The organism is Tardiphaga sp., from assembly GCF_044340795.1.
Classification (GTDB): domain Bacteria; phylum Pseudomonadota; class Alphaproteobacteria; order Rhizobiales; family Xanthobacteraceae; genus Tardiphaga.
The window spans coordinates 1-8228 of the sequence record NZ_JBIISY010000253.1; the positions used below are offsets into that span (position 1 = coordinate 1).

Below are 8228 nucleotides of genomic sequence, written 5' to 3' on the forward strand. Positions count from 1 at the left end.
CCTATCTCGCCGAACATGAAGATCGACTCGGTCTTGTCGTCGGCGAGGAACATCTCGAGCACGTCGATGAACTCGGTGCCCTTGACCGGGTCGCCGCCGATGCCGACGGCCGAGGTCTGGCCGAGGCCGGCCTGGGTGGTCTGGAACACGGCTTCATAGGTCAGCGTGCCGGAGCGCGACAGGATGCCGACCTTGCCGGGCTTGAAGATGTTGGCCGGCATGATGCCGATCTTCGATTCACCGGCAGTGACGACGCCAGGGCAGTTTGGCCCGATCAGGCGCGACTTGGAGCCGATCAGCGACCGCTTCACGCGCACCATGTCGAGCACCGGAATGCCCTCGGTGATGCAGACGATCAGCGGGATTTCCGCATCGATGGCTTCGCAGATCGCGTCCGCTGCGCCCGGCGGCGGCACGTAGATGACCGATGCATCGGCGCCGGTCTTGTCGCGGGCTTCCGCCACCGTGTCGAACACGGGCAGGCCGATATGGGTCGAGCCGCCCTTGCCCGGCGAAGTGCCGCCGACGACCTTGGTGCCGTAAGCGATCGCCTGTTCGGAATGGAAGGTGCCGTTCTTGCCAGTAAAACCCTGGGTGATGACCTTGGTGTTCTTGTCGATCAAGACTGACATGAGCTTACTTTCCCTTCACCGCATTGACGATCTTCTGGGCGGCGTCGTCGAGATCGTCCGCAGGCAGAACGTTCAAGCCGCTCTCGCGGATGATCTTCTTGCCTTCCTCGACATTGGTGCCTTCGAGGCGGACAACCAATGGCACCTTGAGGCCGACGGCCTTCACCGCGCCGACAACGCCGGCGGCGATGACGTCGCACTTCATGATGCCGCCGAAGATGTTGACCAGGATGCCCTTCACGTTCGGATCGGCGGTGATGATCTTGAACGCAGCGGTCACCTTCTCTTCCGAAGCGCCGCCACCGACGTCGAGGAAGTTGGCCGGGCTTTCGCCATAGAGCTTGATGATGTCGAGCGTGGCCATTGCGAGGCCGGCGCCGTTGACCATGCAGCCGATGGTGCCGTCGAGCGCGATGTAAGCGAGGTCATACTTCGACGCCTCGATTTCCTTCTCGTCTTCTTCCGTGGTGTCGCGCAGGGCGACGATGTCCGGATGACGATAGAGCGAGTTCGAGTCGAACGACATCTTGGCGTCGAGGCACTTGAGCTGGCCCTGCTTGGAGATGATCAGCGGATTGATCTCCAGCATGTCCATGTCCTTGGCGATGAACGCCGTGTAGAGCTGCTCGACCAGCTTGCCGGCCTGCTTGGCCAGATCGCCGGTAAGGCCGAGGGCCTGCGCCACGGTGCGGCCGTGATGCGGCATCACGCCGGTCGCCGGATCCACCGAGAAGGTGATGATCTTCTCAGGGGTGTCGTGGGCGACGTCCTCGATGCTCATGCCGCCTTCGGTCGAAACGACGAAAGCCACGCGCGAGGTTTCACGGTCGACGAGGAGGGAGAGGTAGAACTCCTTCTCGATGTCCGAGCCGTCTTCGATATAGAGGCGGTTGACCTGCTTGCCAGCGTCGCCGGTCTGCACGGTGACGAGGGTCGCGCCGAGCATCTGCTTGGCGAATTCCTTCACCTCTTCCACCGACTTGGCGAGGCGGACGCCGCCCTTGTCGCCAGCCGAGGCTTCCTTGAACTTGCCCTTGCCGCGACCGCCGGCATGGATCTGGCTCTTCACGACCCAGAGCGGACCGCCGAGCTGCTTCGCTGCGGCTTCGGCTTCGTCGGCCTTGAGGACCGGCACGCCCTTGGAGACGGGCACGCCGAACTCCTTCAGGACGGCTTTCGCCTGATATTCATGGATATTCATAAGATGCTCCCGAACCCCCGATGGTGAAATTGGAATTCACGCCGTTTCTCTGGATTGGCATACCGTATACCACGGGTGCCGGATGTCAAAGTAAGCGGTAATTCCGTGTGACGGACGAAGTTGGCTGGGTGGGTTCGTCGCAGTGATTGCCAACCACGTCAAATGCAAAACCGGCACCCCAGGGGTGCCGGTTCATGTCATCGAAGTTTTAGCCGAGCAGGTCGGGCGCGATCTTCTTGCAGGCGTCCATCAGGCCGACGACCGAAGCCACCGACTTGTCAAAACCTTCCTTGTCCTTGCCGACCAGTTCGATCTCGACGATGCGCTCGACACCCTTGGCGCCGATCACGACGGGAACGCCGACATACATGTCCTTGACGCCATATTCACCGTTGAGGTGAACGGCGCAGGGCAGCACGCGCTTCTTGTCCTTGAGGTAGCTCTCGGCCATGGCGATGGCGGACGCGGCCGGGGCGTAGAAGGCCGAACCGGTCTTGAGCAGGTTGACGATCTCGGCGCCGCCATTGCGGGTGCGGTCGACGATCTCGTCGATGCGGGCCTGCGAGGTCCAGCCCATCTTCACGAGGTCGGGCAGCGGGATGCCGGCAACGGTGGAATACTTGACCAGCGGCACCATGGTGTCGCCGTGGCCACCGAGCACGAAGGCGGTGACGTCCTCGACCGAAACGTTGAATTCATCGGCCAGGAAGTAGCGGAAGCGCGCGGAGTCGAGCACGCCGGCCATGCCGACCACCTTGTTCGCCGGAAGACCCGAGGCCTTCTGCAGCGCCCAGACCATGGCGTCGAGCGGGTTGGTGATGCAGATCACGAAGGCGTTCGGGGCATACTTCTTGATGCCTGCGCCCACCTGCTCCATCACCTTGAGGTTGATCGAGAGCAGATCGTCGCGGCTCATGCCAGGCTTACGCGGCACGCCGGCGGTGACGATGATGACGTCGGAGCCTTCGATCGCTTCGTAGGAATTGGCGCCGGACAGCTTCGAGTCGAATCCGTCGACCGGCGACGACTGCGCGATATCCAGCGATTTGCCCTGCGGGATGCCTTCGGCGATGTCGAACATCACCACGTCGCCGAGTTCCTTGAGGCCAACCAGGTGAGCCAGCGTTCCGCCGATCTGACCCGAGCCAATCAGTGCGATCTTATTACGCGCCATGAGAAAATATCCTTTGAACCCGCAGGGGTGGGAGGAGGGAGCAGTGAATGCCGACAGGGTGGTTATCGCTTTCGCTGAATGCGTTCAAGTCAGCCCCTGCCCATTTGTCGGGCGGGAGGGCAGCGTTGCGGAATTGGCGGCGGTCAGATTGGAGGAAGACTAAACTCGCCCGTCGTCCCGGCGTATGCTCGGACCCATACCCTCCGACATCAGTGGTGGCATACAAGCCGCGCCTGTTCGTTGCCTTACAAGCTCGGAGGCTATGGATCCCGGCTTTCGCCGGGATGACAGGCTAGGTCTCCACCAGCCCCGTCGTCGCCCCGCTCGCCGTTGAATCGCTCCGCCCGTGAGGCAGTGCCAGGTAAGTCTCCGACCCCATCTCAAACAGGCGCGATGCCGTGCGGACGAATTCGAACTTCTCGGTGCCCTGATCAGCCGAATAAAGATCCGGCGGTTCGGCCGCCGCGGTGGCCATCAGCTTCACGCCATTGTCATAGAGCGTGTCGATCAGCGAAATGAAGCGCTTGGCCGCGTTGCGGTTGGCCTCGGTCATCGCCGGCACGTGTTCGATGAACAGCGTGTGATATTCATGCGCGAGCTTGAGATAGTCGGATGCGCCGAGTGGCTTTTCACAGAGATCGTTGAACGTGAAACGCGCGACGCCCTGCGCCTCGAACGGCACATGCAGCTTGCGGCCCTTCACCGCGAGCTCGCGCGACTTGCCCTGCGCGCCGCCGGTGAGTTTTGTGAAAGCTGCATCGAGCGCAGCCTTCGCGGCGGCATCATCCGGCACCAGCCAGCTCTTCACGCCGACCAGTTTTTCCATGCGGAAATCAGTGCGCGAGTCGAGCTTGCGCACGTCCATGTGGTCTTCGATCTGCTTGATGAAAGGCAGGAACAGCGCGCGGTTGAGCCCGCCTTTGTAGAGATTCACCGGTTCGACATTCGACGTCGCAAACACCACGGTGCCGAGTTCGAACAGTCGCGCGAACAGCCGGCCGAGGATCATCGCGTCCGCGATGTCGGTGACGTGAAACTCGTCGAAGCAGAGCAGCCAGGCTTCCTCGAAGATCGAGTTCGCCGTCAGCGTGATGACGTCGCTGTTGTCGGGGATCGCACCGCTCGCCATCTTCTGGCGGAAATCATAGATGCGCTCATGGGCGTCGGCCATGAATTCATGGAAATGCGCGCGACGCTTGTGCTGAACGGAACTGCTCTCGAAGAACAGGTCCATCAGCATGGTCTTGCCGCGACCGACCTCGCCATGGACGTAAAGCCCCTTCGGTGGCTGCGCATCCTTGTCACCACCGAACAGGCGTCCGAAGAACCCTTTTTTGCGCGGCGGTTCGTAGGTCGAAAGCGCAGCGTCGAGCGCAGCGATGGCCTCGACGGCCTGCGCCTGCGCCGGATCGGCCTCGATGGTACCGGCGGCGACGAGAGACTTGTACTGTTCGCGGAAGGATGTTGGGGCGGGCATGGGCGCCTAACGGCCCCATGCGCCGCGAAAATGCAAGACGGGATTTGGGGAGGCGGATATGCGCCTTCTTCTCCCTCCCCCAAGCGGCGAAGCCGCGCAGCGGGGAGGGTGGATCGAGGCGAGCGTCCAGCGAGCATCGAGACGGGTGGGGTGCTTCCACACACTCGACGTCACGTGGGGCCCCCACCCGACCGTCGCTGCGCTCAGGCCACCTACGACGGACGAATTCGTCCGTCGGACCCCGCTGCGCCGCTACGCGGCTTGGGGGAGGGATGTCAGGGCGTCGTTGCTAGCTACGCCGCCCTTACCCTCTCGCGCAGCTCGTACGAATTCTCCACCAGATACGGCCCACCACCGGTGGAGGCGCGCGATGAGAACAGCACGAACTGCTCAGCCGTGAATGTCTGCGTCGGAAAATACCCGCGCACCGACAGATAGTCCGCCACATCCCAGCTCGACGCATCGCGCAGCCGGGCCAGCGTCACATGCGGCGTGAACTTGCGCGGATCGGGTCCGATGCCACAGCGGCGGATCAGCCGCTCCAGCTCGGCCTGCAATTCCATCAGCGGCTTGCTCGGCTCCACATGCGCCACGATCGCGCGTGGCTTGTTGCCGCCGAAGCTGGTGAGGCCGCGGATCTCGACCTTGAACGGCCTGCGTTCAATGCGCGACATCAGATAGGCGATCTCGTTGGCGGAGACGCCGTCGATATCGCCGATGAAGCGGAGGGTGACGTGATAATTTTCTGGATCGATCCAGCGCGCGCCTGGCAGGCCGCCACGTAAATTGGCCAATCGCTGGCCGATCTCGACTGGGATTTCCAGTCCGGCGAATAGACGCGGCATAGGCAGCTCCTTTTTGTCGGGGCGCGATTTTCGCCGAAAGGTGCGGGCGCTTTAGCAACGCACCGCTCGGCGAAAATCATGCCCGACAAACGAGCCGGTGAGTTGTCGCGAACGACGAATCACCGATGTCCAAAATCTATCCGAGTTATGTGACTCTGCGAAGCAAAGCGTGTCATCGCAGCGTCAGGTTCCGAATAACTCGGCAGCGTCGCGGGTAGCCCGGATGGAGCGAAGCGCAATCCGGGGACAAGCGCTTCAACCGGCTCTATGGTCCCCGCATTACGCTTCGCTCCATGCGGGCTACGAAACGAGCATGTTGCTCAGTTCTTCGGCGCTAGCGCTGCCACGAAAGCTTCCACCGTCGGTAAGATCTTGTTCACCACGACATCAACGCCTTCCGCGGTCGGATGCATGCCGTCCGGCAGATTGAGTTTGTTCTCGCCGGCCACGCCGTCGAGGAAGAACGGATACAGGGGAACGTCGAACTGCTTCGCGAGGTCCGGATAGATCGCATTGAACTTGTCCGCATAGTCCTTGCCGTAATTCGGCGGTGCCAGCATGCCGCAGAGCAGGACCTTGATGCCGCGCGCCTGCAGCCGCTTGATGATCTCCGTGAGCGCTTCGCGCGGGATCTTCGGGTCGACGCCGCGGAGTGCGTCATTGGCACCAAGCTCGAGGATGACGCCCTGGGTGCCGTCGGGCACCGACCAGTCGAGCCGGCCGAGCCCGCCCGAGGTGGTATCGCCGGATACGCCGGCATTGGCGATCTCGACCTTGATGCCCTTGTCGGTCAGTGCCTTCTGCAGCCGGACAGGAAATGCGGCGGCCGCCGGCAGATTGTAGCCGGCGCTCAGGGAATCCCCGAGGACGACCAGTTTGACCGGCGCCTGCGCAAACGCGGGTGCCTGCGTCAACATGACGAGCCATCCAGCAACAAACAGGCACACAAACCTGCGAAACCACCCCTCGACCGCGGCAGATGAAGGACCATATGACACCGACATGGACACGCGCATCGACACCTCATCATCGGCCGGCACTGCGCCGGACACCATTTCCATCTCAAACATCAACCTGTCGCTCGGCACCGGTGCCGCACGCGTGCATATCCTCAAGGATATCAGCCTGCGCGTGGGTTCGGGCGAGGCGATCGGACTGATCGGCCCGTCGGGCTCCGGGAAATCCACGCTGCTGATGGTGATGGCGGGGTTGGAGCGGCCTGACTCAGGTCAGGTGGTGGTCAATGGCACCGCTTTCAATGATCTCGACGAGGACGGATTGGCGCGCTTCCGCGGCCGCCATGTCGGCATTGTCTTCCAGTCCTTCCATCTGATCCCCACCATGACGGCGCTGGAAAATGTCGCTGTGCCGCTGGAGCTCGCGGGCCATCCCGATCCGGAAGGGCGCGCGGCGAAGGAACTCGAGGCTGTCGGTCTCGGCGCCCGCCTGCACCACTATCCGCGCCAGTTGTCCGGTGGCGAACAGCAGCGAGTCGCTCTGGCGCGCGCGCTGGCGCCCGATCCCGCGATCCTGGTGGCCGACGAGCCCACCGGCAATCTCGATGAGAATACCGGCAGCCAGATCGTCGACCTCCTGTTCGCGCAGCATGCCGAGCGCGGCATGACGCTGGTGCTGGTGACCCATGACAATGCGCTGGCCGAGCGCTGCGATCGCGTGGTGCGCCTGCGCTCCGGCCATATCGAGCAAGCCTGATGGCCGTCGTCACGGACAATGCGGCGCCGACGCGCGGTCCCTCGCTCGCCCTCCGCTACGCACTGCGCGAGATGCGCAGCGGTCTTCGCGGCTTCTACGTTTTCATCGCCTGTATCGCGCTCGGTGTGCTGGCGATTGCCGGCGTGGGATCGGTGGCGGCGAGCCTGAGCGATGGTCTCGCCCGCGAGGGCCGCACGCTGCTGGGTGGCGATGCCGCTTTCTCCCTGATGCAGCGTGAGGCGAAGCCGGAGGAACTGGCATTCCTGCGCCAGCGCGGCGATGTCTCGGTGGCCGCCACCTTGCGCGGGATGGTCCGTGCATCCGACGGCAACCTGGCTCTGGTCGAGATGAAGGCCGTCGATGGCGCCTATCCGATGCTCGGCCGGTTGAAGCTCGCGCCCGAAATGCCAATGGGCGATCTGCTCGCCGAGCGTGACGGCGCGTTCGGTGCGGCGACGGATACGACACTGCTGGCGCGGCTCGGCCTCAAGCTCGGCGATCGTGTCACGGTGGGCAATGCCACGTTCCAGATCCGCAGTGTCGTCGATGCCGAGCCCGATAAACTGGCGGGCGGCGTCGGCTTCGCGCCGCGTTTCCTCGTCAGCGAGGATGCCCTGCGTGCCACCGCCTTGCTGCAGCCCGGCAGCCTGGTGCGCTGGATCTATCGGGTCAAACTTGCCGACAGCAGCGAAGGCGCGACGAAGGCACTGACCGACGACGTGCGCAGCCAGCTGCCGCAGGCGGGCTGGGAAATCCGCTCGCGCGACAATGCATCGCCGCAGCTCGAGCGCAGCATTTCGCGCTTCACTCAGTTCCTCACGCTGGTCGGACTTGCCGCGCTGCTGGTCGGTGGTGTCGGTGTCGCCAATGCGGTGAAGAGCCATATCGATCGCCGTCGAGAGGTGATCGCCGCGCTGAAGGCGCTCGGCGCCACTGGCCGCGATGTGTTCGCCATGTATCTCGCCCAGGTGATGGTGCTGGCCGCCATCGGTTCGGTGATCGGTCTGGTGCTGGGTGCCGCGCTTCCCTTCGCCATTGTCGGCCTGCTCGGCAATCTGTTGCCGCTGCCGGTGGTGCCGGCCCTGCATCCCGGCGGCCTCGCGCTGTCGTTGCTCTACGGGCTCCTGACGGCACTCGCTTTCGGCCTGTGGCCGCTGGCCCGCGTGCATGACGTCCCCGTGGCCGC

General features: G+C 63.5%; 8 protein-coding genes. 2 read left to right on the forward strand and 6 right to left on the reverse strand.

The window, feature by feature from the left end:
- The 6 genes from sucD to ACIQ17_RS27595 form a co-directional block, all read right to left on the reverse strand.
- Positions 1 to 632 (reverse strand): succinate--CoA ligase subunit alpha (sucD, locus tag ACIQ17_RS27570; protein ID WP_398472548.1); only part of this gene is annotated, 632 nt, incomplete at its 3' end.
- A 4-nt stretch (positions 633 to 636) separates the two neighbouring features.
- Entirely contained in the window at positions 637 to 1833 is a 1197-nt protein-coding gene (gene sucC, locus ACIQ17_RS27575; protein ID WP_398472550.1) for an ADP-forming succinate--CoA ligase subunit beta, read from the reverse strand.
- A gap of 208 nt (positions 1834 to 2041) precedes the next feature.
- Positions 2042 to 3007: a malate dehydrogenase gene (gene mdh, locus ACIQ17_RS27580; RefSeq protein ID WP_398472552.1), complete on the reverse strand. Its 966-nt coding sequence runs from the start codon at positions 3005 to 3007 to the stop codon at positions 2042 to 2044.
- A 292-nt stretch (positions 3008 to 3299) separates the two neighbouring features.
- Positions 3300 to 4484, reverse strand: a complete 1185-nt coding sequence (gene zapE, locus ACIQ17_RS27585; protein ID WP_398472553.1) for a cell division protein ZapE — start codon at positions 4482 to 4484, stop codon at positions 3300 to 3302.
- A gap of 293 nt (positions 4485 to 4777) precedes the next feature.
- Complete coding sequence (thpR, locus tag ACIQ17_RS27590) at positions 4778 to 5329, reverse strand: RNA 2',3'-cyclic phosphodiesterase (RefSeq protein ID WP_398472554.1); 552 nt, start codon at positions 5327 to 5329, stop codon at positions 4778 to 4780.
- A 320-nt stretch (positions 5330 to 5649) separates the two neighbouring features.
- Positions 5650 to 6246: an arylesterase gene (locus tag ACIQ17_RS27595; protein WP_398472555.1), complete on the reverse strand. Its 597-nt coding sequence runs from the start codon at positions 6244 to 6246 to the stop codon at positions 5650 to 5652.
- Between the two features lie 85 nt (positions 6247 to 6331).
- On the opposite strand from ACIQ17_RS27595, the gene ACIQ17_RS27600 reads away from it, so the two are divergent.
- Entirely contained in the window at positions 6332 to 7042 is a 711-nt protein-coding gene (locus ACIQ17_RS27600) for an ABC transporter ATP-binding protein (RefSeq protein ID WP_398472556.1), read from the forward strand.
- The coding region (locus ACIQ17_RS27605; protein ID WP_398472557.1) for an ABC transporter permease at positions 7042 to 8228 on the forward strand (1187 nt) is incomplete at its 3' end. The genes ACIQ17_RS27600 and ACIQ17_RS27605, both read left to right, overlap by 1 nt.